General features: G+C 67.6%; 23 protein-coding genes. 7 read left to right on the top strand and 16 right to left on the bottom strand.

The genetic code is table 11. The features are described from left to right. Positions 1 to 7: 7 nt before the first annotated feature. The 5 genes from OHA18_RS09580 to OHA18_RS43295 form a co-directional block, all read right to left on the bottom strand. The gene (locus OHA18_RS09580; RefSeq protein WP_329003546.1) at positions 8 to 964 is read right to left on the bottom strand and encodes an ABC transporter substrate-binding protein; all 957 of its coding nucleotides are present in this window, start codon (positions 962 to 964) and stop codon (positions 8 to 10) included. A 9-nt stretch (positions 965 to 973) separates the two neighbouring features. Then, positions 974 to 1,906, bottom strand: a complete 933-nt coding sequence (locus OHA18_RS09585) for an ABC transporter substrate-binding protein (RefSeq protein WP_329003547.1) — start codon at positions 1,904 to 1,906, stop codon at positions 974 to 976. Continuing rightward, positions 1,906 to 2,658, bottom strand: a complete 753-nt coding sequence (locus OHA18_RS09590) for an amino acid ABC transporter ATP-binding protein (protein WP_329003549.1) — start codon at positions 2,656 to 2,658, stop codon at positions 1,906 to 1,908. Before OHA18_RS09590 ends, OHA18_RS09585 begins: the two co-directional genes overlap by 1 nt. Then, positions 2,655 to 3,548, bottom strand: coding sequence for an amino acid ABC transporter permease (locus OHA18_RS09595; RefSeq protein ID WP_329003550.1), 894 nt, complete (start codon positions 3,546 to 3,548; stop codon positions 2,655 to 2,657). Before OHA18_RS09595 ends, OHA18_RS09590 begins: the two co-directional genes overlap by 4 nt. Before the next feature lie 108 nt (positions 3,549 to 3,656). Further along, positions 3,657 to 3,731, bottom strand: a complete 75-nt coding sequence (locus OHA18_RS43295; RefSeq protein WP_355483003.1) for a putative leader peptide — start codon at positions 3,729 to 3,731, stop codon at positions 3,657 to 3,659. 342 nt (positions 3,732 to 4,073) lie between these two features. Here OHA18_RS43295 and OHA18_RS09600 point away from each other — a divergent pair, with 342 nt between their 5' ends. Continuing rightward, positions 4,074 to 4,991 carry a M23 family metallopeptidase gene (locus tag OHA18_RS09600; RefSeq protein WP_329003551.1) on the top strand — a complete coding sequence of 306 codons (918 nt, stop codon included), beginning with the start codon at positions 4,074 to 4,076 and terminating at the stop codon, positions 4,989 to 4,991. Between the two features lie 31 nt (positions 4,992 to 5,022). On the opposite strand, the gene OHA18_RS09605 is transcribed toward OHA18_RS09600, so the two are convergent. Genes OHA18_RS09605 through OHA18_RS09615 form a run of 3 tightly spaced genes read right to left on the bottom strand, consistent with a single transcriptional unit; the run spans position 5,023 to position 7,316 of the window. After that, entirely contained in the window at positions 5,023 to 5,532 is a 510-nt protein-coding gene (locus tag OHA18_RS09605) for a GNAT family N-acetyltransferase (RefSeq protein WP_329003552.1), read from the bottom strand. 42 nt (positions 5,533 to 5,574) lie between these two features. Next, complete coding sequence (locus tag OHA18_RS09610; RefSeq protein WP_329003553.1) at positions 5,575 to 6,657, bottom strand: sensor histidine kinase; 1,083 nt, start codon at positions 6,655 to 6,657, stop codon at positions 5,575 to 5,577. Beyond that, a complete protein-coding gene (locus tag OHA18_RS09615; protein WP_329003555.1) occupies positions 6,654 to 7,316 on the bottom strand; it encodes a response regulator transcription factor in 663 nt (220 codons plus the stop codon). The genes OHA18_RS09610 and OHA18_RS09615 overlap by 4 nt, the downstream gene beginning before the upstream one ends. A gap of 87 nt (positions 7,317 to 7,403) precedes the next feature. Between OHA18_RS09615 and OHA18_RS09620 the strand changes: the two genes are divergently transcribed. Then, a complete protein-coding gene (locus OHA18_RS09620; RefSeq protein ID WP_329003556.1) occupies positions 7,404 to 7,979 on the top strand; it encodes a M15 family metallopeptidase in 576 nt (191 codons plus the stop codon). A 162-nt stretch (positions 7,980 to 8,141) separates the two neighbouring features. On the opposite strand, the gene OHA18_RS09625 is transcribed toward OHA18_RS09620, so the two are convergent. Continuing rightward, positions 8,142 to 8,663 (bottom strand): GNAT family N-acetyltransferase, encoded by a 522-nt coding sequence (locus OHA18_RS09625; RefSeq protein WP_329003557.1) that lies wholly within the window; start codon positions 8,661 to 8,663, stop codon positions 8,142 to 8,144. A gap of 38 nt (positions 8,664 to 8,701) precedes the next feature. Here OHA18_RS09625 and OHA18_RS09630 point away from each other — a divergent pair, with 38 nt between their 5' ends. Continuing rightward, positions 8,702 to 9,265, top strand: coding sequence for a helix-turn-helix domain-containing protein (locus tag OHA18_RS09630; protein WP_329003558.1), 564 nt, complete (start codon positions 8,702 to 8,704; stop codon positions 9,263 to 9,265). Here the strand turns inward: OHA18_RS09630 and OHA18_RS09635 are convergent. Next, positions 9,232 to 10,746, bottom strand: a complete 1,515-nt coding sequence (locus OHA18_RS09635) for an FAD-dependent monooxygenase (RefSeq protein WP_329003559.1) — start codon at positions 10,744 to 10,746, stop codon at positions 9,232 to 9,234. The genes OHA18_RS09630 and OHA18_RS09635 overlap by 34 nt on opposite strands. Before the next feature lie 66 nt (positions 10,747 to 10,812). After that, a complete protein-coding gene (locus tag OHA18_RS09640; RefSeq protein WP_329003560.1) occupies positions 10,813 to 11,421 on the bottom strand; it encodes an acyl-CoA-like ligand-binding transcription factor in 609 nt (202 codons plus the stop codon). 101 nt (positions 11,422 to 11,522) lie between these two features. Here OHA18_RS09640 and OHA18_RS09645 point away from each other — a divergent pair, with 101 nt between their 5' ends. Beyond that, entirely contained in the window at positions 11,523 to 12,731 is a 1,209-nt protein-coding gene (locus OHA18_RS09645; RefSeq protein WP_329003561.1) for a TerC family protein, read from the top strand. A 166-nt stretch (positions 12,732 to 12,897) separates the two neighbouring features. Here the strand turns inward: OHA18_RS09645 and OHA18_RS09650 are convergent, their stop codons facing one another. From OHA18_RS09650 to OHA18_RS09665, 4 genes are read right to left on the bottom strand one after another with little or no spacing between them, the layout of a single operon-like run. Continuing rightward, positions 12,898 to 13,728, bottom strand: a complete 831-nt coding sequence (locus tag OHA18_RS09650; protein ID WP_329003562.1) for a carbohydrate ABC transporter permease — start codon at positions 13,726 to 13,728, stop codon at positions 12,898 to 12,900. A 2-nt stretch (positions 13,729 to 13,730) separates the two neighbouring features. Continuing rightward, complete coding sequence (locus OHA18_RS09655; protein WP_329003563.1) at positions 13,731 to 14,612, bottom strand: carbohydrate ABC transporter permease; 882 nt, start codon at positions 14,610 to 14,612, stop codon at positions 13,731 to 13,733. Next, entirely contained in the window at positions 14,609 to 15,973 is a 1,365-nt protein-coding gene (locus OHA18_RS09660) for an extracellular solute-binding protein (RefSeq protein ID WP_329003565.1), read from the bottom strand. The genes OHA18_RS09655 and OHA18_RS09660 overlap by 4 nt, the downstream gene beginning before the upstream one ends. Beyond that, positions 15,922 to 17,748 carry a glycoside hydrolase family 127 protein gene (locus tag OHA18_RS09665; protein WP_329003567.1) on the bottom strand — a complete coding sequence of 609 codons (1,827 nt, stop codon included), beginning with the start codon at positions 17,746 to 17,748 and terminating at the stop codon, positions 15,922 to 15,924. The genes OHA18_RS09660 and OHA18_RS09665 overlap by 52 nt, the downstream gene beginning before the upstream one ends. Before the next feature lie 181 nt (positions 17,749 to 17,929). Between OHA18_RS09665 and OHA18_RS09670 the strand changes: the two genes are divergently transcribed. The 3 genes from OHA18_RS09670 (at position 17,930) to OHA18_RS09680 (ending at position 21,031) form a co-directional block, all read left to right on the top strand. Further along, positions 17,930 to 18,928, top strand: a complete 999-nt coding sequence (locus OHA18_RS09670; protein ID WP_329003568.1) for a LacI family DNA-binding transcriptional regulator — start codon at positions 17,930 to 17,932, stop codon at positions 18,926 to 18,928. Positions 18,929 to 19,033: 105 nt separating this feature from the next. Further along, on the top strand, positions 19,034 to 20,212 hold the full coding sequence (locus OHA18_RS09675) for a hypothetical protein (RefSeq protein WP_329003569.1): 1,179 nt from the start codon (positions 19,034 to 19,036) through the stop codon (positions 20,210 to 20,212). A gap of 9 nt (positions 20,213 to 20,221) precedes the next feature. After that, on the top strand, positions 20,222 to 21,031 hold the full coding sequence (locus tag OHA18_RS09680; RefSeq protein WP_329003571.1) for a TrmH family RNA methyltransferase: 810 nt from the start codon (positions 20,222 to 20,224) through the stop codon (positions 21,029 to 21,031). Positions 21,032 to 21,186: 155 nt separating this feature from the next. Here OHA18_RS09680 and OHA18_RS09685 read toward each other — a convergent pair whose 3' ends face one another. Further along, positions 21,187 to 21,981: a class I SAM-dependent methyltransferase gene (locus OHA18_RS09685; RefSeq protein WP_329003572.1), complete on the bottom strand. Its 795-nt coding sequence runs from the start codon at positions 21,979 to 21,981 to the stop codon at positions 21,187 to 21,189. Positions 21,982 to 22,053: the final 72 nt, after the last annotated feature.

Below are 22,053 nucleotides of genomic sequence, written 5' to 3' on the forward strand. Positions count from 1 at the left end.
AGTTCTCCTATTTCTTCGGCAGGCCGGGCGGGTTGATCAGGGACTTCGGGACGGCCTCGGCCTGCAGGCCCCACTTGGCCAGAACCTTCGCGTAGCTGCCGTCCGCGATCGCGGCGTTGAGCGCGTCGGCGAGCGGCTTGACCAGGCCGTCGTCCTTCTTGGTGGTGATCCCGACCACGCCCTGCACGGGGTAGCTGGACGAGACAGTGCCGACGATCTCGGTCTGATGCTGGGTCGCGACGTGGTACGACGCGTTCGGGTTCGGGCCGAGGTACAGGTCGATCCGGCCGGACTGCAGCGCGAGATAGGTGTCCGCGGCCTGCTGGTAGTACTTGAGGTTCGCGGGCTTGCGGCCGGCCGCGACGTTCTGCTTGTTCCAGTCGACCAGGATCGCCTCCTGGAGGGTGCCGGAGCTGACCGCGACGGTCTTCCCGGAGATGTCGGCCGGGCCGGAGACCTTCAGCCCGGATCCCTTCTTCGCCTCGAACGCGTGCAGGCCGAGCCGGTACGTCGCGAAGTCGTACTTCTCCTTGCGCAGTTCGGACACGCCGATGTTCGAGATCCCGACCTGGTACTTGCCGGAGTCCAGCCCGAGGAACAGGTTCTCCCAGCTGGTCGTGTCGATCTCGGCCTGCAACCCGAGCACACTCGCGACCAGGTACGCGATGTCGATCTCGACCCCGATCGGCGTCTTGTTGTCGTCCGCGGTGAACCCGAGCGGCGGCAGCCCACCACCCGCAGACCCGTTGCCCACAACAAGCTTCCCGCTCTCCCTCACCTTGGCCGGCAACTCGGCCGCGATACTGTCCACCTTCGCCGAGGTGATGTGCGTCTGCTTTGCGGACGTGTCGAAGGCAACCTGCGATGCGTCGCCACCCTGCGCCGGCGCACTGGTCTGCGGATCCGCACAGCCGGCCGCGGCCAGCACAACGATCCCGACCAACAAACTCCAACGTTTTCTCATCAGTTGTCCTCAGCTCGTCAGTGGGAGGCCGGGTGGGTTGATCTCGGACTTGTCGACCGCTTCGGTGGGGACGTTCCAGCGGTCGAGGACCTTGGTGTAGCTGCCGTCCGCGATCACCGCGTTCAGCGCCGCCTGGTAGGCCCGCACCAGTCCGTCGTCCTTCTTCGTCGTCGCCGCGATCAACCCTTGCAGCGTCGGACCGGCGCCGGAGAACTTCCCGATCGTCTCGGTCTCGCCGGAGGTCTTCACGTGGTACGCGATCGACGGGTTCGGCCCGAGGTACGCGTCGATCCGCCCGGAACTCAACGCCAGGTACGTATCGGTGTTCTTCTGGAAGTACTTGATCGTTGCCGCCGGCAACCCAGCCTTGACGTTCGCCTCGTTCCAGTCGACCAGGATCTTCTCCTGGTTCGTCCCGGACCCGACCGCGATCGTCTTGCCGGCGATGTCCTTCCCGCCGGCGACCCGCCAGCTGCCGCCTTTCTTCGCCTCCAACGCGATGTCGTCCTTGCGGTACGTCGCGAAGTCGTACTTCTGCTTGCGCTTCTCCGTCACGGTGATGTTCGAGAACCCCACGTCGTACTTGCCGGAATCGAGCCCGACGAACAGGTTCTCCCAGCTCGTCACCTCGATCTCCGGTTTCAGCCCGAGGGCCTCGGCGACCAGGTACGCGATGTCGACCTCGAGCCCGATCGGGGTCTTGTTGTCGTCGGCGTAGAACCCGAGCGGCACGCTGCCGGAACCGAATCCGCCGCCGACGATCAACGTTCCGCGCTCGCGAACCTTGGCCGGCAGCAAGGCGGCAGCGGCGTCATTGCGAGTAGTGGTGACCCGGTTCTGCTCGGCGGCGGTGTTCACCCCGGTGTCCGAGGCAGCGGTCGCCTGGGCGCCGCACCCCGCGAGGGTGAGCAGCGCGACGGAAAGGACCAGAAACCGTTTCATCAGAGAACCTTGGAGATGAAGGCGCGAGTGCGCTCGTGGACAGGGTTGTCGAGCACCTCGCGCGGTGAACCCGACTCGACGATCCGGCCGCCATCGATGAAGACCACCGTGTCGGCGATCTCCCGCGCGAAGCCGATCTCGTGGGTGACGACGACCATCGTGGCGCCGTCGCGGGCGAGTTCCTTGATCACGTCGAGGACCTCGCCGACCAGCTCCGGGTCGAGCGCGCTGGTGGGTTCGTCGAACAGCAGGACCTTCGGTTTCAGGGCCAGCGCGCGGGCGATCGCGACGCGTTGCTGCTGGCCGCCGGACAGCTGGCGCGGGTACGCGTCGGCCTTGTCACCGACGCCGACCCGCTCCAGGAGTTCCCGCGCGTACGGCTCCACCTCGCTGCGCTTGCGCCGCTGTGCGGACACCGGCGCCTCGACCACGTTCTGCAGCACGGTCAGATGCCCGAACAGGTTGAAGGTCTGGAACACGAACCCGACCTGCGATCGTTGCCGCAGGATCTCCCGCTCGCGCAACTCGTGCAGTTTGTTGCCGCGCCGCTTGTACCCGATCAGCTCGCCGTCGATCCGGACCAGCCCGCGATCCACCTTCTCCAGGTGGTTGATCGACCGCAGCAGCGTCGACTTGCCCGATCCCGACGGTCCGAGGATCACGGTCACGGCACCGGCCGGTACCTCGAGGTCGATCCCCTTGAGTACTTCGAGATCGCCGAAGCTCTTGTGCACACCCTTGACGTCGATCATCGCTTCGTACCTCGGGCGAAGCGGCGCTCCACGTAGTACTGCACGATCGACAGCAGCGTGGTCAGCACGATGTACCAGACCGTCGCCACCATCAGCAGCGGTACGACGCGACTGTTCCGGCCGTAGATCACCTGCACCTGGTAGAAGAGCTCCGGGATCGCCATCACCGAGACGATCGACGTGCCCTTGAACAGGCTGATCACCTCGTTCGCGCCGTTCGGCAGGATCGACCGCATCGCCTGCGGCAGCACGATCCGGAAAAACTGCCGGCCGCGAGGGATCCCCAGCGCCGCCGCGGCCTCGACCTGGCCGGCGTCGACGGAAATGATTCCGCCGCGGATGATCTCCGCGGCGTACGCGGCCTGGTGCAAGGCGAGCCCGAGTACGGCGGCGCCGAGCGGACCGAACAGGTTGTTGGTACTGAAGTGCACGAACTCCGGTCCGAACGGAATGCCGATGCTCAACTGCTGGTACAGGTACGCGATGTTGAACCAGAACAACAGCTGCACGATCAACGGGATCGAGCGGAACGCCCAGATGTAGCCCCAGGCAACTACTTGCAGGAACGGGCTGCTGGACAAGCGCATCGACGCGAGCACGGCGCCGAGGACGAACCCGAGCACCGTCCCGTACACGGTCAGCTGCACGGTCACCCAGAGCGCGGAGAAGATCGTCTTCGTGGCGAAGAACTGGAAGAACGTCGGCCAGTCCCAGCCCGGGTTGGTGGCGAGACCGTGCACGAACATGGCGAGCAGGACGAGCACGACCGCGACGCCGACCCAGCGCCACGGATGCCGGCGGGCGACGACAGGCAGGTCGGCTTCGAGCGGTACTGCGGACGCCGGTGGACCGGAGGCACCGGACACAGACGTGACTGAAGTGGTGGACACGATGAGACTCCCTGGCGGTGGGCAGGCTTCGCGGGCCCTACATCGACGGAGGGCAGGGGCGGCAGGCGTCCGGACGGACGCCGTCAGCGGGATGCGCGGTGACTCAGGTCAGCGCAGACACAGTGCGCTGGAGACCCGGAGAAGGTCGATGTGGAGGCGGTAGTACGGCGGCTTGCGCGTCATCTCCGTCTCCTCTCGTCACTCGTGTCATTTCAGTATGGGACGCCATTGAAAGTTTAGTAAGTCGGTCGACAAAGCTCTCAATATATGGACGGGTTATACCGGTCCGGAGGGCCTGCCCGGCGCCAATCGGCCGGTGATCCGCGTCACGCCGATAGTTGAGTCTTCATTGGGCAGGTTCACGCCTGAGCGCGTACAAGGCGGCAGGACGGCTTCACTGAGCGTGTTCGATTTCGTTGATCTGATCGCAACCTGTGTTTGAGGCGTTCGAGACGTCCTCGTTATGGTCGTTGAGGTCGCCGTACCCCCCTCGACGGCGAACGTCCCTCCCTGGAAGGTTTTCTCGTGCCTACTCACCAAGACGTGCCGGACACAGATCGGTCGGCTTCACGTCGCCCGGCTGCCCCGCGCCGGGTGGCCAAGCACCGCTCCATCAGTCGCCTTGCAACCCGCCGTACCCAGCTGATCGGTCTGACCGCCGCACTGGCTGCCGCGGCCGGGACCACCGCCGTCGGGCTCAGCTCGTCCGCGGCCGGTCCGGCTGCCACGAACGCGGGCACCGGCCTGAGCCCCTCACAGGCCGGCGCCCTCACCTCGGCCCGGATCGACCGTCGTGACCTCGGGTCGCGGGACGCGTCCCGGATCGACCTGTCGCTGGAGTCGACCCGCAAGGCCGCGGCCGACAAGGTCGCCCAGCAGCGCGCGGCGAAACTGGCCGCGAACGCGACGCTGACCCAGCGCCGGGCGCTCGCCCTGGCAGCCGCGAAGGCGGCCTCGGCGAAGAAGGCAGCCGACTCGGCCAAGGCTCTGGCCGCGGCGAAGAAGGCGGCGATCGCGAAGGCCGCCGCCATCGCGAAGGCCGCGCCGAAGATCGTCCTCCCGACGACCGGCTACCACCTGACCGCCCGCTTCAACCAGGCCGGCGGCCGCTGGGCCCACAACCACACCGGCCTCGACTTCGCGGCCCCGATGGGTACGCCGGTCCGTTCGGTGATGGCCGGCGAGGTCATCCAGGCCGACTTCGAAGGCGCGTACGGACGTCAGGTCAAGGTGCGGCACGCCGACGGCACGGTCACGTCGTACAGCCATATGGAGGAGTTCGACGTCTCCGTCGGCGACTCCGTCGAAGCCGGCAGCATGGTCGGCCGCATCGGCATGACCGGCAACACCACCGGCCCCCACGTCCACTTCGAGGTCCTCCCCCACGGCGGCGCCCCCATCGACCCCGAACCCTGGCTCCGCGACCACGGCCTCAACCCGTAGTCACTCCGAACTCCGCAGGTGTCGCGGACGGTTAGAGCATCTTTGCCATGTCGAGGGCGGCTATCAGGTCGCCCTCGATGAGGAATTCGTTGGGGTGGGTGCCTTCGACGACGTAGCCGTGGCGTTCGTACAGGCGGCGGGCGGCGCCGTTGGTGCTGTGGACGTGCAGGCTGATCTTGCGGGCGCCGCGGAGTACGCCTTCGGCCGTGGCGGCGTCCAGGAGTGCGGATCCCACGCCCAGGCGGCGCGCTGTGGGTGCGGTCGCGAGGCCGTTGATCGTCAGTACGCCGGCGCCTTCCGGGAACGGGTACTTGTCCTGCAAGCGGAGGTAGCCGACGACCTCGCCGTCGTACTCGGCCACCAGATGCGCCTCCGGACCGCTGCGGGCGAAGAACGTGTCCTTCAAGGTGTCCTGGTACGACGGGAACCCCGACGACGCGTCCCACGAGACCTTCTCGATCGCGAGCAGCGCGGCATCGTCCTCCTCGACAGCACGTCGTACGGTCACCTGGCGGTCGGCTGAAGGTCGTTCGTCGCTCACCGCACCATCCTCTCCCGCACACCGGGCCAACCCCTTGCCGGGTCAGCTATCGACGTGAGCCTCGGGCAGTACGACGGTCGCGGTCAGCCCACCGTCTCCATTCGCGACCAACTCCAACCGCCCGTGATGGACCTCGACGATCCGATCCACCAGCGCCAGACCCAGCCCGTGCCCGGCGCCGTACCTGCTCTTCGCGAACGGCTCGACGAACGTCCGCACCACAGCACGGTCGAGGAGCGCGCCGCCGTTCCGTACGACGAGGCGCCCGCGCGCGACCGTCATCGAGACGGCGCCACCACCGTGCCGGATCGCGTTCTGCACCAGATTTGTTACCACCTGATGCAGTAACACATCGTTGCCCTCAACAACCGACTCTTCGAGCTCCGACGAGAGCGTCACGCCAGCCTCGGCCGCCTCCGCCGAGAGCGCCGGCCACGCGGACCGCAGTACGGCGGACAGATCGACCGGGTCCAACTCCACGTCCCGGTTGCTCAACGCCGTCAGGCTGAGCAGCGTCTCCACGATGTTGATCCCGCGCTGGTTGGTCTTCGCCAGCCGCTTCACCAGCTGCGGCACGTCCTGATGCTCCGGATCCGCCTGCGCCACGTCGAGCATCGTCTTGATCACCGCGTGCGGCGTGCGCAACTCGTGCGAGGCGTTCGCCGCGAACCGCCGGTACTGCTCGAACGACCGCTGCAACCGCTCCAGCATCTGGTCGAACGTGTCCGACAGATCGGTGAACTCGTCCCGGATCCCGGTCAGCCCGATCCGGTGGTCCAGCGACCCGCTCGCCGCTTTCCGCGCCGCGGCCGTGATCTCCTGCAACGGCTTCAGCATCCGGCCCGCGAGGAACCACCCGCCGACCAGCCCGATGACCGCCAGGAATCCCAGCGCCCACCCGGACAGCGTCACCACCAGATGAAGGATCTCCCCGCGGGTCGGCGCGGGCTCTTGGTCGCGCGGGTTGGCGGCAGTCAGCGGATAGTTCGGCACGATCCGGAAAACCAACCAGATGATGCACGCCACGACGGCGCCGGCGACGACCAGCAGGCCCGCGTAGCTCAGCGTCAACCGGAGCCGAACCGTCAGCCGCGGCCGCCACGTCATCAACCGTTCGTCGCTCATGGTTCGCCGATCCGGTACCCGACACCGGGCACGGTGTGGATCACCCACGGATCACCCAGTCGTTTCCGCAACGCCGAGATCGTCAGCCGTACAGAGTTGCTGAACGGGTCGGCGTTCTCGTCCCAGGCCTTCTCGAGCAGCGTTTCCGCGCTGATCACCCCGCCACGAGCCGCCATCAGGACCTCCAGTACGGCGAACTGCTTGCGCGCGAGCTTCACGTACCGCCCGGAGCGGTACACCTCGCGCCGGTACGGGTCGAGGCGGACACCGGCGTACTCGATCACGGTCGGCGTGGCGGCAGCAGGCCGTCGTACCAGGGCCCGGAGGCGTACGACGAGCTCGCGCAGCTCGAACGGTTTGGTCAGGTAGTCGTCGGCGCCGAGCTCGAACCCGGCCACCTTGTCGTCGAGATCCCCTGCAGCGGTGAGCATCAGCACCCGGCATCCGATGCCTTGCGCAACGATCCGCCGGCAGACCTCGTCACCACTCAGGCCGGGCAGATCCCGGTCCAGGACGACCACGTCGTACGCGTTGACCGTCACGGATTCCAGCGCGGTGTTGCCGTCGAACGCCAGGTCGGCCGCGATCGCCTCCAGCCGCAGCCCCGCCTGGATCGCCTCGGCGAGATACACCTCGTCCTCGACGACCAGCACTCGCATACCAGCTATTGAACCAGGCCGGGCGTATCGAAAACGTATTCGGAATTGCAGACGCTCTCGCAACATCGACTTGGATGAACTGGTCACATGCTGACCGATCACCGCATTGCCAACCGGACCACCATCCTGGCGATCGTTGCCGCAGTCACCAGTCTCACGTTGACGTCATGCGCGGCGGCCTCGGCCCAGGACGACCCGTCACCGTCCACCGCCGGCCCGAGCGGACCACCCCGCGCCGCCGACGGCGTACTCCCGGACCACACGTCCGCGTACGACACCAGCCTCCCCGGGATCGCCAAACTCGACCCCGCCCTCCGCAAGGCGGTCCAGCAGGCCGAGACCGCGATGAAGGACGACGGCATCAAGCTGCAGGTCACCACCGGCTGGCGCAGCAAGAAGTACCAGGAAGAACTGCTGGACAAGGCCATCCGCAAGTACGGCAGCAAGAAGAAGGCCCTCGAGTACGTCGCCGAACCCGACGAATCCCACCACGTCACCGGCCACGCCGTAGACATCGGCCCCACCGACGCCGACGACTGGCTCAACCGCCACGGCAACCTTTACGGCCTGTGCCAAACCCTCTCCAACGAAATCTGGCACTTCGAACTAACTACAAAACCAGGCAACGACTGCCCCCCAATGACCAACCCCACCAAGAACTGACAGTCCTGCTCGACCAACCTGAGGGGACTGTGGACAGTTGAGCTGATGTCCGCGGTCCGGCACGGCGCCAGCCGGAAGGGATGCGCCCGGGGGTGGGGTTGCGCGCGTAGCGGGCGTGCCGAGGAGCGGAGCGACGAGAGGGGCTGCGGAGCGCGCGGGGGTTTACCTGGGTTCTTCGGGCGGATCCGGCAGTACGGCGAGCGGCCTTTGGACCCACGCCACGTCGTGCCAGTTGTCCAGTTTCCAGCCGATGTTTCGGTACGTGCCGATCGGTTCGAAGCCCAACGACTTGTGCAGGCCTTCGCTGGCTGGGTTCGGCAGCGTCATGCCGGCGACGGCGGTGCGGTAGCCGCGGTGGGTGAGGCGGGTGAAGAGGGCCTCGTACAGCGCCCGGCCGGCGCCGGTTCGGCGGCGGCCGGCCTCCAGGTAGACGCTGACTTCGCAGGACCAGCGGTACGCCGCGCGCGGTTTCATCGGGCCGCCGTACGCGTAGCCGACGACCAGGCCGGCGTCTTCCGCGACCAGCCAAGCGTGGGTCGATTGGGCCTGAGCGATCCGCTCGGCCATCTCCGGAGCGCCAGGCGGGTCGATCTCGAAGGTGATGGCGGAGCCGGTGACGTAGGGGGCGTAGATCGCCGCGCAGGCCTCGGCGTCGGCCGCCGAGGCGTCTCTAACCTGAACCATGACACGATAGTAGTCATAACTGCCGCTATAGTGGCAACGTGATTGACGATCTGTCTCGCTCTCTGGCCGCGACCGTGCAGCAGGCACGCACAGCGCAGGACCTGTCCGTGAACGCGTTGGCGGAGCGGTCGGGGGTGTCGCGGGCGATGATCGGCAAGATCGAGCGGGGCGAGGCGCAGCCCACCGCCGTACTGCTGGGGAAGCTGTCGGGAGCGCTCGGCATGACGTTGTCCGAGCTGGTCGCCCGCGCGGAGAACACCGGCGAGCTGCTGCGGCGCGCGGCCGACCAGCCCGTCTGGACGGACCCGATCACCGGGTACCACCGGCGCGCGGTGTCCCCGGTGACCGAGTCACCCTTGGAGTTGGTCGAGGTGGAGCTGCCGGCCGGCGCGTCGGTCTCCTACCCGGCCGATGCGTACATCTTCAAATACCAGCAGCTGTGGATCCTCGACGGGCACCTCCGTTTCCACGAAGGGCAGCAGGTCCACAACCTGTACTCCGGCGACTGCCTGCAGCTCGGGCCGCCATCAGCGACGACCTTCCACAATCCGGGTACGACGGCGTGCCGCTACCTCGTCGCACTCGTCAAAGGCCGTGCCTGAAACCACTGTGCCAGCGCGTCCCGCAGCCCGTCCTGCTCGGCAACCCCATCCTGCTCGGCAGCCCAGGCGACGTACCCGTCGGGCCTGATCAGCAAGGCGATCGGCGCCTCGGCCTGCGCAGTGATCACCTCGACGCGATCCGGTACGGCGGTGCCGGCGAATGCTGCGCCCGGAGTCAGGTCGATGAGTAGCGGCTGAGCCGTCCGCGTCAGCTCGGCCAACCGCTGTGAGCCGACCATCAGATCAGGCGCCCAACGGCCGACGAGCGGATGCTGACCGGTGGAGTACTTGATGTCGGCACCCGAGATCAGGTCCGCGATCCGCTGCACGTTCTGCGCGTCGGACAGGAACTCGCCGAACAGCTCCCGCAACGCGGTCACCTCATTGCCCGGCGCAATCAACGCGGACTGTGCCTGCGTCTGCATCACCACCCGCTGCCCCACCGGCCGCCGCTCGGACTCATAGGTGTCGAGCAGTCCAGCCGGCGCCCGGCCCTGCACCTCGGCCGCGAGCTTCCAGCCGAGGTTGACCGCGTCCTGCAGACCGAGATTCAGTCCCGGACCGCCGATTGCCGAGTGCACGTGCGCGGCGTCGCCGACCAGCAACACCCGTCCGGACCGGAAACGCGAAGCCAGCCGACTGTTGCCACCGACAACCCGACGCATCTGCCGCACGCCGTCACCCGTTGGCTCGGCCAACGGAAGGTGGACGCCGAGCACCCGATCGGCACTCTCCTGCAGCTCCTCGAAGGTCATCTCCACATCCGGCGGCACGTCCCACTCCCCCGTGCTGATCGCTGGCAACCGGCCCGGGAACGGCGCCCAGACGAACAGGCCTCGCGCCGTCCGCTGATGGAGGAACGGCGGCACGACGCCGTACCCGGGGATCTTCAGCAGACCGTCCTGGACGTACTCCGGTGGCACCGCAGCGCTACCCGTCCGCGACACCATCGTGTCGTTGGTGACGCCGGGGAAGTCGATGCCGGCGAGCTTGCGGGTCACGCTCCGACCGCCGTCGGCGCCGACCAGGTAGCCGGCCCGCAACTGATACTCCCCATCCGGCCCGGACAGCGACACCGTGACCCCGTCCGCGTCCTGGGTGAATCCGAGCAGCTCGTGGCCGCGCCGGATCTCCGCTCCGAGCTCCAGCGCCCGCTCCTGCAGGACCTCCTCGATCCGCACCTGCGGCACCTGGAGCAGGTAGACCGGGTTCTCCTCGAGTACGTCGAGCTGTAACGGCATCGCCCCGAACACGAAACCAGGGGCCGGCTGCGGCGCACCCGTCGTACCGCTCAACCGCTCGAAGAGCCCACGCCGGTCGAGCATTCGCACGACCTGACCGACGAGGCCGTTGGCCCGCGGCACCGTACTGCGCTCCGGCAGTTTCTCCAGCACGATCGGCTGGACTCCGGCCAAGCGCAGTTCGATCGCGAGCATGAGGCCGTTCGGTCCGGCCCCGGCAATGATGACTTCGGCATCCATGACGTTTCCTCCATCTAGGCATGACTGACCACCCCGGCGACTGACCGGGGGAGTCAAGAAGGTGGTTTATTCAGGCACTGGCAGGCCGGCTTCGACCTGGTCGAGCGCATCGGACAGCAGGTCGGCGATCGACCGCGGCGGATCGGCCCGTTGCCATTCCTGCATCACGACCGCGCGAGCGGCGCCGACGACCTCGGCCACCAGCCGCGGATACATCCCCGAGGTCCCGGTCCGGTCGGCGATCGCGGCCGCCAGTTCTTCGCCGACCTGGGCGTATGCCCGCGCGATCGCGCCCTGCAGGGCGGGCTCGGTCATCATCAACCGGATGCCGTTGAGCCACTGCTCGTCCGGTGGCCGCCGCGCGCCGTGACCCTCCTCGCCGAGCGCGAAATGGGCCTCGATCGCGGCCCGGATCGCCACCCACAGCGGCTCGTCGGCGGGCCGCGCCCGCAACTCCTCGGCGATCTTCAGGCTGCGCTCCACCTCGCGCGCCGCGATTGCGTCCGCCTTGCTGTCGAAGTAGTTGCGGAACGTCCGCAGCGAGACCCCGGCCTCCGCAGCGATGTCCTCGATCCGCACCGCGCCGTACCCGCGCTCGACGGCGAGCCGGACCGCCGCCCAGCTCAACGCGATCCGCGTCTCCTGCTTCTTCCGCTCCCGCAACCCTTCGGCCATGACTCGACCGTAGCAGAACTTGCCCAAAGAGCAAAGATGCCTTTTAGGCAAATTCACTGGAACCCGGGAATCCCTCGCGGCGGCCATGGTTGGGTTACGACATGACGGTGTCCCCGCTGGTCTGGGTGCTGACGCTGCTGGCGATCGTCGGCCTGCTGCTGTTCGACTACTTCTTCCACGTCCGGTCGGCGCACGTCCCGACGCTGCGCGAGGCCGCGGTCTGGTCCACGTTGTACGTCGGGATCGCGATCCTGTTCGGTCTCGGCGCGCTCGTCATCGGTGGCACCGAGATGGGTTCGGAGTACTTCGCCGGGTACGTCACGGAGAAGGCGCTCTCGGTCGACAACCTGTTCGTGTTCCTGATCATCATGACCGGTTTCCGGGTGCCCCGGGAGAACCAGCAGAAAGTGTTGCTGGTCGGGATCGTGGTCAGCCTGATCGCCCGGGCGGCGTTCATCTTCGCCGGCTCCGCGCTGCTGCACACGTTTTCCTGGGTGTTCTACCTGTTCGGGATCGCGCTCCTGCTGACCGCCGGCAACATGCTCAAGCCGGAAACGGAGGAATCGCACCAGGCGCAGAACATCGTGGTCCGGCTGGCCCGGCGGCTGTTCCGCACCAGCGAGGAGTACGACGGGGACCGGTTGACCACCGTGGTCGACGGCCGCCGGATGCTGACGCCGATGCTGCTGGTGATGGTCGCGATCGGCGCCACCGACCTGATGTTCGCGCTCGACTCGATCCCGGCGATCTTCGGCCTGACCCAGAACGTGTACGTCGTGTTCACCGCGACCGCGTTCAGCCTGCTCGGCCTGCGGCAACTGTTCTTCCTGCTCGACGGCCTGCTGGATCGGCTGATCTACCTGTCCTTCGGACTGGCCGCGATCCTGATGTTCATCGGCGCCAAGCTGATCCTGCATGCGCTGCACGAGAACAACCTGCCGTTCGTGAACGGCGGCGACCACGTCGAGGTGATGGAGATCAGCACCGGCCTGTCCCTGGCCGTCATCCTCGTGGTCCTGCTGATCACGATCTTCGCCTCACTGTTCAGTACGCGCGGCCGAACCGTCACCGCGATGGCCCACATCCGCCGGGACGCGAACGCCTACTTGGACGCCGACTACACCGACGACCCGGCCGAGCGCGAACGAATCTTCCAGCGGTTGCTCCGCGCCCGCGACCACATCACCGACCTGGGCCCGAAAGCCAAGCAGCACGTCCTGAACGAGGCCGACCTGATGGCCCTCTGCCGCCAGGTCGGCGAGGCCCACGCCACCGCCCACGCCGACCACGAGATCCGCCCCTCCCTCTAACCCACGCCAACCCGCCGTACCCCTCGACGCACTGGCGTCGCACCGACTTTGAGCACCCACCAACCAACTCGAAGCCGCGCAAACGGTTGACCGGTGCTCAAAGTCAGCGCTCGACCGCTCCAGAAACGCGGCGCCCATCGAGTTCGGCGGGGATCTCGACATCGGCCTAGCCTTTGACGGCTCCGGAGGCGAGGCCGGTTACGTAGAAGCGTTGGAGGCCTACGTACAGGATTACGCAGGGGATCATCGCGATCACCGATCCCGCGACGAGCGAGCCGAAGTTGATTTCGCCGTACGCGCCGGCCTGGACGTTCACGAGCGCGACGGGGAGCGTGTAGAGCTCGTCCTTGGTGAGGAAGGTGAGCGCACCGAGGAACTCCGTCCACGCCGCGAGGAAGGCGTAGAGGGCGACGGTAGCGGCGCCTGGGGTGATCAAAGGACGTAGGACGGACCCGAGCATGCGGATCGTCCCGCACCCGTCGACGTGCGCGGAGTCCTCCAGCTCGACCGGAACCGAAGCGAACGAGTTCCGCATCACGAACACCCCGAACGGCAGGTTGACCGTGGTGTAGAACAGCACCAGCCCGAGCAGGCTGTCCGTCAGTCGGAGCGTGTTCATCTCCAGGTACAGCGGGGTCAGGATCGCCTGGAACGGGATCATCATCGACACCACCACGAGCGCGAACAGCACCGGCGCGCTCCGGAACCGGAACCGCGCGAACCCGTACCCGGCCAGGGTCGCCAGCAACGCCGTCAGCACGGCGGTGCTCAGGGCAACGACCAGACTGTTGCCGACGGCCCGGACAAGGTTGCCCGGCCCCTCGATCAGGGTCCGGAAATTGCCCCAGGTCAGGTGGAAGAACGTGGATGCGTTCGGGGCCGCGACGATCACGTCGTTCGGCTGCATCGACCGGAAGAGGGCCCACAGCAACGGTACGGCGAAGACCAGGAAGGCGCCGCCACCGCCGATGACGTAGAACGTGTTCTTGAGTCTCATCGTCAGTCCTTCTCCCGGAGCAGCCGGAACTGGGCCGCGGTGACGAGGCCGACCACGATCACGAGCACGATCGACAGCGCGGTCGCGGCGCCGAGCTGCAGCTGGACGAAGGCCCGGTTGTAGATGTAGTGGACCACCGTCGTGGTGTCGGTGCCCGGACCGCCGCGGGTCAGGATGTAGAACTGCGAGAACGCGAGCAGCGAGCCGATCACCGAGATGATCACGGCCATCGCGATCGTGCGCCGCAGGATCGGGATCGTGATCTCCCGCTCCGTCTTCCACCAGCCGGCGCCGTCCAGTTCGGCGGACTCGTAGTACTCGCGGGGGATCGCCTGCATGCCGGCCATCAGCAGCATCATCGTCAGCCCGCTGACCGCCCAGACGACCAGCACGCAGATCAGTCCGGTGGCGAGCGGCCCGTCCACCAGCCAGGCCGTCGTACCGTCGGTGATGCCGAGCTTCTTCAGCACGATGTTGATCACGCCGCTCTCCGGCTGCGCTTCCAGGACCGTGACGAAGCTGAGCGTGGACAGTCCGACGACGAAGGGCAGGAAGAAGACCGTTCGCAACAACGTGGAGCCCCGGCGCTTACGGCGTACCAGGACCGCGAGCGCGTAGCCGAGCACCAGGATCGGCCCGGTCACGATGACCGTGTACAGGAGCGTGTAGAGGACGGACTTGGCGAACGCCGCGTCGGACACGATCGCGGTGTAGTTCTTCAGCCCGCTGAACTTCACCGAGCCGATCAGCGGCCAGTTCGTCAGCGAGATCACCAACGCGAACCCCAACGGCACGAGCACGAAGACGCCGACGAAGAGAACCGCGGGGGTGACCAGCAATAGTCCGGTTCGCCCCGGATGCGTCAAAGACCTCGGCGTGCTCATGCTTGCCCCTGGCGAAGGATGCGGTCGTAGTTCTGCTGGGCTTCCTTCATGGCGGCCTCCAGTTCGCCGTCGAACACGGCGCGGCGGAACATCTGCAGCCACGGTCCGTCCGGCTGGTTGTAGAGGAGGTTGTAGGACAGCGTGGTCGGGGCGTAGCCCTCCTGGATGCGTTCCAGCGGCAGCGTCGCCAGCGGGTACTTCTCCGCGAATTCCGGGGTCCGCGCATCGGACCGCACCGGCGTGTACCCACCGGCCGGCAGGTCGATCTGTTGCGGCAGGTCCAGCGCGAACCGCACGAACTCCCACGCCCCCGATGCATTGCGCGCGCCGCGTGGGATACACATGTTGTCGCCGCCGTCGAAGAACGCCGCACCGCCGTCCGGCCCGGACAGCAGCCGCGGCGTGACCTTCTTGTGGAACGCGTCGTCCGACGCGGACACGACCACGCTGTAGTTGGACGGGAAGATCCCGATCTTGCCGGCCCGGAAGTCGCTGCCCCACCGGGACGCGTCGTCGGAGAAGTTTGCCCTCGGCACCAAACCGTCCACCCACAGCTGGCGGTGCAGCTCGAGCATCCGCTGCACCACGTCGTTCCCGACGATGTGCCCGGACTGGCTGCCGATCGTGCCCTGGATCAGGTCGGTGTCCGCGGCCCAGACCATCGGCTGTACGACGAACCCGAGGGCGCCCGGGCTGTTCGCCGGAAAGCTCCAGGCGTAGATGTCGTCGCCGAGTTTCCGCAATTTCCGCGCCGCGGCGAGCAGGTTGTCGAACGACTTCACCGCGTCGTCCGGATCGACGCCGGCGCGGTCGCACAGCTCGGTGTTGAACCAGAACATCGAGTTGTCCGCGAGGTACGGAACGCCGTACACCCGCTCGTCCTTGGTCGCGAGCCGCAGGTGGCCGGGGCTGAGCTTGTCCCGGAAATCCAAGGCAGCGAGCGGATCGGTCAGGTCGGTGAACGCGTCGCGGTAGATGAACAGCATCGAGTTGATGTCGTCGATGTCGACCAGGTCCGGCACGCTCCGGCCGCGGATCGCAGTGGCCAGCTTGGTCACGTACTGCGCGTCCAGGACCGGCGTCAGCTCGACGGTGAGCCGGTCCTGGGACGCGTTGAACTTCTTCACCAGGTCGGTCAGACCGGTCTGCGTCGCCGACCGGCACCACACCTGCACGGTGCCGGTGGCTTCCTGCCCGAAACCCGCCGCCTGGACGTCGGGTTCGGGCAGGACCGAGCTACAGCCCGGAAGCAGACCTGCCGTGGTCGCACCGGCCGCGAGGCCGAGGAACTGGCGACGGGTGACCATGATCAGGCCCTGGGCAGCCAGACGCGCATGGCACCGATCTCCCGGTTCGCCCACGCGTAGTACGGAACCGCCACCACCTCGACCTGGTCACCAGTCGAGTCACCGGCATCGGTGGCGAACGACCAGCCAGGCTGATGTCCCGTCCCGATACGTCCGTTGGCTCTCAGAACGGTCACGCCGTCCAGCAGGTGCGACGCCTCAGCGGTGGGTGCCTCAGGCAACAGATGCAGGTCGTCGACATTCGCCTGGTTGTCGGCCTGCTCGACCGCATAGACGAGCGGCCCACGCTCCAGAGCAACACACCCGCGGACGGCATCGATGCGTGGATCTGCACCTACTACTCGCGGTGTGAGCGGCAGAACCAGTTCGATCTCGGAAGCCTCCACCCGGGCATACCCACCCGCAGCAACCTGGTCACCGTTCACCGTGGCTCCCTCCGCCCAGCCCGGAATGCGGAGCTCGACAACAGTTCGTTTCGGAGCCGTGATCCGGACCGTGCCGTCCCAGGGGTAGGCGGTTTCCACCTGTAGGTCGCCGATCACACCGGTCGCGTACTGGTGGATCTGGATCGCGTCGTCCGTCGTCGTGGCGAGGTAGCCATCGAGACTGGACAGGGTGCGCATGATGTTCGGCGGGCAGCACGCGCAGTCGAACCAGCCACGCCGTCCGTGCGCCGGGCTCCGCCCATTGTCCGGGTACGCCGCGCCACGCAACTGCAACGGATTCACGTAGAAGTACTCCGTGCCGGCCAGCGACACACCCGCGAGGAATCCGTTGTAAAGCATCCGCTCGATCGCATCGGCGTACGACGCCTCGCCCGTCGCGAGCAGCATCCGCCAGGCCCACTGGATCCCGCCAATCGCCGCACACGTCTCGGCGTACGCGCGGTCCGCCGGCAGCTCGTACTCGTCGCCGAACGCCTCACCCTCCCAGCGCGCGCCCAGCCCGCCGGTGACGTAGGTCTTGGTCGACCACATGTGGTCGAACTGCCGCTTCAGCGCCTCGAGCAGCTCCGCATCGTCGGTCTCCAGCGCGACATCGGTCGCGCCCGCGGCCAGGTAGACCGCGCGGACCGAATGCCCCTCGACCGAGGTCGCCTCGCGGACCGGGACGCGGTCGGAGAAGTACGCCGGCGAGTGGCCGTGGTTCTCGATGATCCCGTGACCGCGCGCGTCGACGAACCACTTGGCCAGGTCGAGGTACGCCGCCGTACCGGTTTCTCGATAAAGCTCGACCAGGGCCATCTCGATCACCGGATGGCCGTCGACGTCAACGGTCTTGCCGTCGCCGAACGTCGCGACCAGATGGTCGGCGAGCTTGGTCGCGACGTCGAGCAGAGCGTGGTCGCCGGTGCAACGGACCTGAGCGACGGCGGCCTGGATGAGGTGGCCGGCGCAGTAGTGCTCGTGACTCCAGACGAGTTGCTGGTAGCGACCCTCGTCGCCGTACCGGAGCTGGACGACCGAGTCGAGGTACCCGTCCTCGCGCTGTGCCGCCGCGACCACCGCGGTCAGATCGCGGATGCGCTTGAGCAGGTCGTCGTCCGGGTTGCGTCCGTACTCCCAGGCGGCGGCCTCGAGCCACTTGTACACATCGGAGTCGGCGAAGACCGGGCCGATCGCCTCACCCTCGCCGATACCCGCGGCCAGGCGGAGGTTCTGCAGGTTGCCGGCCTTCTCGAGCTGGTCCTGGCCGCTGGGGATCGCGTCGAGACCGTTGCGGGTCTGCCGCGGCGCCCAGAAGCCGCCGGTGATCGTGGCCTGGCCGAGGCCGAGGGGGCGACGGCGCCCCCGGGTCGTGGCGGCCGGACTGCGGGGGGCTGCGCTCATATCGCGTGACTCCTGAACTAGGACCGAGTCTTTAGGAAAATCCGGAACACGTTTTCCTGCATGAAGGTAGAGAACGGAATCGGCGCGGTCAACCCTTGGCTGTGGATAACTTCGGAGCAGATCGGCATCCGTGCGGTACTGTTCCGGAAACTTCGGGGAAACTGCCGGAAAGGAGCGGCCGATGGCGTCACGGATCATTCGCACGCCCGGAATCAGGGACGTTGCCGCGCTGGCCGGCGTCTCCGCGAGCACGGCGTCGAAGGCACTCAACGACACCGGCCAGCTCCGCGAGGAGACCCGCGCGCGGGTCCGGCGGGCCGCCGAGCAGCTCGGGTTCATGCCGGACAGCCGCGGCCGGGCCTTGTCCTCCGGGCGTAGCTTCACCGTCGGGCTGATCACCACGGACAGCTCCGGCCGGTTCAGCATCCCGATCATGCTCGGCGCCGAGGACACACTGAGCGCCGGCGAGATGGCGCTCGTGCTGTGCGACACCCGCGACGACCCGCTCCGCGAACAGCACTACCTGAAGTCGCTGGTGTCGAGGCGGGTGGATGGCATCATCGTGACCGGCCGCCGGACCGAGCCGCGGGCGCCGATCGACGTGCCGATCCCGGTCGTGTACGCGTTCAGCCCGTCGACCGATCCGCGCGATACCTCGGTCATCGTCGACGACCACGGCGGGGTCGGCTCGGCCGTGCGGCACCTGCTGTCGCTCGGTCGCTCGAAGATCGCGCACGTCACCGGCCCGGACACCCACCACAGCGCACGGATCCGCGCCGCCGCCACCATCGAGGCCGCGGGCGACGCGTTCGCCGGCGAGCCGCTGCACGGCGAGTGGAGCGAGCGGTGGGGCCGGCACGCGGTCGACGTACTGCTCCGGACAGAGCCCACTGTGGACGCGATCGCCTGCGGAAGCGACCAGATCGCGCGCGGTGTCTGCGACCGCCTGCGCGAGCTGGGCCGCTCGGTCCCGGGCGACATTGCGGTCACCGGCTACGACAACTGGTCGGTGATGGCGCTCGCGAGCAGGCCGCCGCTCACGACGGTCGACATGGAGCTCGAGGAGCTCGGCCGCCGCACCGCCAACCTGCTCCTCGATGCCATCGCCGGCTCCACCCACCCCGGCCCGATGGAGCTCCCCACCCGCCTGATCACCCGCGAATCGACCCTGGGCACCTGACCCCGCCACCTGACTCGGGCACTTGACTCGGGCACCTGCCTCCGGCACCTGAACGTCACCCTCGCGACGCCCGGTAGCCGCCGAACGGGCTCTAGATTGGTTCGGGTGCTGCGCAAGCTCCTGATCGGCGTAGCGGTGATCGCCACCCTGGTGGCGGGGGTGGGCACCGCGCGTCTAGTCCTTGATCCCACCGGTGGCGTGGTCAAGCAATTGGCGTTCCTGCGCGCCGAGATCGACGGCGGAGCGGACCACGCCGCGCAGAAACAGTTTCCGGAGGGATATTTCTTCCTCAACGTCCTGTACGGACTCAGCTGGGTCCAGGTCGGCCTCGACGACCCGGCGCGATCCGCCGACGCGACCGCGGAAGTCCGCTGGTCCCTCGACCGCCTCGCCGGCACGGACGGGACGTCTCCGTTCGACGGTTCGCTGCAACCGCAGTACGGCGTGTTCTACGCAGGGTGGACGAACTGGTTGCGCGGCGGCCTGATCGCACTCGGTCACTCCGATGCCGCCGACCGCGACACGTTCACGAGCGAGTCGGTCGAGCTCGCCACCGCGTTCCGGACCGCGAAGACACCGTTCCTGGCGTCGTACCCAGGTCAGGCCTGGCCGGTCGACTCGGTCGTCGCGATCGCCTCGCTCCGCCAGTACGACGCCCTGGTCGCGCCGCGGTTCGGTCAGATCGCGCGGAACTGGGTGACGGCGGCGAAGACCAAGCTGGACCCGGCGACCGGTCTGTTTCCGCACCAGGTGGCGCCGCAGGTGTCCGGTGCGCGTGGCTCGTCGCAGGCGATGATCCAGCGTTTCCTGGTCGACATCGATCCGACGTTCGCGCGAACGCAGTACGAGATCTTCAAGGACAAGTTCGTCACCGGGGCCGGCGTCCGGGAGTACCCGAAGGGCACCGGCGGCACGGGCGACGTCGACTCCGGGCCGCTGGTCCTCGGGATGAGCCTGTCCGCGACCGTTGTCGCGATGGGCGCGGCGCGGGTGCACCACGACCCGCTCGCGGACCGGCTCGCCGGGGAAGGCGAGCTGGTCGGGCTGCCGTTCACCGGGCTGAAGACCAAGCGGTACGCGTTCGGCGCCGTGCCGATCGGCGACGCATTCCTCGCCTGGTCCGCGTCCGCCCGGCCGTTGGTCGCCCCCGAGCAGCCGAAGCTCGCCGGCGGTTCCGGCTGGTGGCGACTGCCCTGGCTACTGGCGCTCTGGCTACCCGCGCTGATCCTCTGGGGCGCGCTCCGCCTCAGACACCGGGGTAGAAGACGGAGGCGTGCACATTAGGGTGGCTGGATGCAACGGATCTCGTCGCGGAACGCCCGGTTCCAGGTTTGGCAGGCGTCGCTCACCAACCGGACCAAGCGACAGCGGGCCGGTGAGTTCCTGGTCCAGGGCGTCCGGCCGATTTCTGTTGCCGTAGACAACGGTTGGCCGGTGCGGACGGTGATCACGGACGCGTCCCGGCCGCTGTCGAAATGGGCGTCCGAGTTGCTGCAACGGCTGCCCGACGTCGAACGGGTCGCGATGGCCCCGGAGTTGCTGGCCGAGCTCGGCGAGAAGGAGGATCCCGAGCTCATCGCCGTACTCGAGCTGCCTGCTGACGACCTCGACCGGATCCCGGTCGGGCCGGAGTTCCTCGGCGTCGTGTTCGACCGGCCGACCGGGCCGGGGAACATCGGGTCGATCATCCGGTCCGCGGACGCGTTCGGCGCCGACGGGCTGATCGTCACCGGGCACGCGGCCGATGTGTACGACCCGAAGGCGGTCCGCGCGACGACGGGTTCGCTGTTCGCGGTTCCCGCCGTCCGCGCTGCATCCCACCGCGAGGTCCTCGACTGGGTACGCCGTTCACCGGTGCCGATCGTTGTCGTCGGCACCGATGAGCACGGGACCATCGACGTCTACGACTTCGACTTCACCCAGCCGGTCCTGCTGCTGATCGGCAACGAGACCGCCGGCCTGAGCACAGCCTGGAAAGAGGCCGCCGACCACCTGGTCCGCATCCCTATCACCGGCTCAGCCAGCTCCCTCAACGCCGCCAACGCCGCAACCGCAGTCCTGTACGAGATCTCTCGCCAGCGCGGCCGCGCAACCCACACCTGACTCCCCCAGCGACCCACATTTGGTGGGTATGCCAGCGAATTTGCTGGGTCAGCCAGTGCAATGAGGGGTTCTACACCCTGGATATGGGTCAGTAAGCCCCCATTTGGCTGGCTGACCCAGCAAATGCCCTGGCTGACCCAGCAAAGTGGCGGAGGTCAGGCGGTGCAGATCAGTTCGCCGTGCAGGATGGAGACGGTGGCGTCGGGTGTAGTGGTCCAGGTTTGCCAGGCTTGGGAGATCGCTTCGAGCCGCTGGTCCGGTACGCCGGCGGTGCGGGCCTGGTCGGCCAACGCGGACTTGAGGATGCGGTCTGCCCACATGCCGCCCCAGAAGGCGCGGTCCTCGGCATTCGTGAAGGACCAGGTCGACGTGGTCGCCTCGACGTCCTCGAAGCCGGCCGCCAGCGCCCAGGACAGTAGGCGCCGGCCGGCGTCGGGTTCGCCGCCGTTGGCGCGGGCCATCCGCTGGTAGAGCGCCATCCACTCGTCCAGCTCCGGCAGCTCCGGATACCAAACGAAGCCGTGGTAGTCCGAGTCACGAACCGCGACGATCCCACCCGGCTTGCAGACCCGGCGCATCTCGCGCAATGCCTGCACCGGATCCGCCACATGCTGCAGGACCTGGTGCGCGTGCACGACGTCGTACGTGTCGTCCGGCAGATCCAGCGCGTGGACGTCGCCGGCGACGAAGTCCACGTCGAGGTCCAGGTCGGCGAACGTCGCCCTGGTGATGTCGAGGGCGGCCTCGTTGGCTTCGAGTGCCGTCGTCCGGCCGGGCTCGACCAGGCGGGCCAGGTCGGCGGTGATCGTGCCGGGTCCGGCGCCGACGTCGAGCAACGACATCCCGGGCCGCAGGTGCGCCAGCAGATAGCCGGCCGAGTTCTCCGCGGTGCGCCAGCTGTGCGATCGCAGGACCGACTCGTGATGTCCGTGCGTGTAGACGTTGTTCATCCCAGGCTCCTTTGCCCTCTCTCGACAGTCCCACGCTAATCTAAGATCTTGATAAATGAGACATATCGTCTT

The organism is Kribbella sp. NBC_00709 (assembly GCF_036226565.1).
In the GTDB taxonomy this organism is placed as follows: Bacteria; Actinomycetota; Actinomycetes; order Propionibacteriales; family Kribbellaceae; genus Kribbella.